Below are 1185 nucleotides of genomic sequence, written 5' to 3'. Positions count from 1 at the left end.
TTCAAATAAATTCGAAGCAGGAGTAACATTCGGAAATGAGCCAATTTATTGTACACCAAAGAAAAATTTTATGGAAAATATTGGTGGTGGCCAAGATAATACGATTAGGTTTTATTTAGAAGGCTATACTTTTTCCCACCCAAGAGACCAACGTGTTAGACCTAATTGGACTGTTACTCCTTCAAGAGTCTATTTTTATATGTGTTCTCCCTTTTTCAAACCGGTAAAAGGTTTTTCGTGTAGTGATAAGCTATCAAGTTTCGTGAATCTATACTTGGGGAAAACAAACCAAATAAATGACATTGAAAAACTATACGTAGACGGTGTATATGAGAAGGGGAGAATAACCAAAATATATCATAAGGAGAGACTAACCAAGGAAATTTTGGAAAGTAGAGTAAAATACTATTATTCATCTTTAAATGGGCAACGCTTATTTTTAATTGATTGTTTTGATGAGGATGATGTTCAATGTAATCATACTTTTTATAATGGCGAGTTTACCTACAGTTTTAGTCATATGCCAAAATATGTTGATCAATGGAAAACATTGCAAGATAGGTTAGTAGATGTTATTGATAGATATATCGATTAAAAATAAAGTTATTATCTTAACACATTGTGGAATGTAGTACTATGAGTTTACCAACAGTCGAGGAAATGACAAATCTGTATTTATATGGCGAGAAAACTACACCATCTGATTTATCCGATGAGTCGTTAATAAGGGATAAGGATTACAGAACCCCTATTGAGGTTGATGTTAATGATTATATGGACGGTCCAGGTAGATTTGCATCCCCTGTTTTTTTCGAAACAATTAAACTGTTCTTCTCCCCGATATCTCCCTCTATCAAGCCAGGGGAATATTCTGAAGAATATATAAGAGGGAAATTAGGTGCGGCTATCGAGTGACGAAGCCCCATGATCCTATATTAATAGGTGATTGGGGTGAGGAGTGAAGATAACAAAACCTAGAAATCATTCGTGAAGGGTATAGTTGAAATCACCGGCAATCAGTTAAAGTGTTTGCTTGAACTGGCAGGTCAGCAGCCTGTTGAGTTAATTGATATTACACGTGATTATGAAATGGAATACGGAGAGCTGGCAGTGCTCTTAGAAGCAGCCTATCTTAAAGTCACCTGATTAGAAGTACTCTCTTCTTGATATTTCTGTTTATTAGTA

General features: G+C 35.2%; 3 protein-coding genes. All 3 read left to right on the top strand.

Annotated elements, in window-relative coordinates; all coding sequences use genetic code 11:
* On the top strand, window positions 1-595 hold a 595-nt coding region (locus KCG35_RS25470), incomplete at its 5' end, for a hypothetical protein (protein WP_215822656.1).
* Window positions 596-636: 41 nt separating this feature from the next.
* Entirely contained in the window at window positions 637-915 is a 279-nt protein-coding gene (locus KCG35_RS25465) for a hypothetical protein (protein ID WP_215822655.1), read from the top strand.
* Window positions 916-987: 72 nt separating this feature from the next.
* A complete protein-coding gene (locus tag KCG35_RS25460) occupies window positions 988-1146 on the top strand; it encodes a hypothetical protein (RefSeq protein ID WP_215822654.1) in 159 nt (52 codons plus the stop codon).
* Window positions 1147-1185 lie beyond the last annotated feature (39 nt).

The organism is Zooshikella harenae, from assembly GCF_018837975.1.
Taxonomy (GTDB): domain Bacteria; phylum Pseudomonadota; class Gammaproteobacteria; order Pseudomonadales; family Zooshikellaceae; genus Zooshikella; species Zooshikella harenae.
This window is presented reverse-complemented; position numbering and strand designations above follow the sequence as displayed.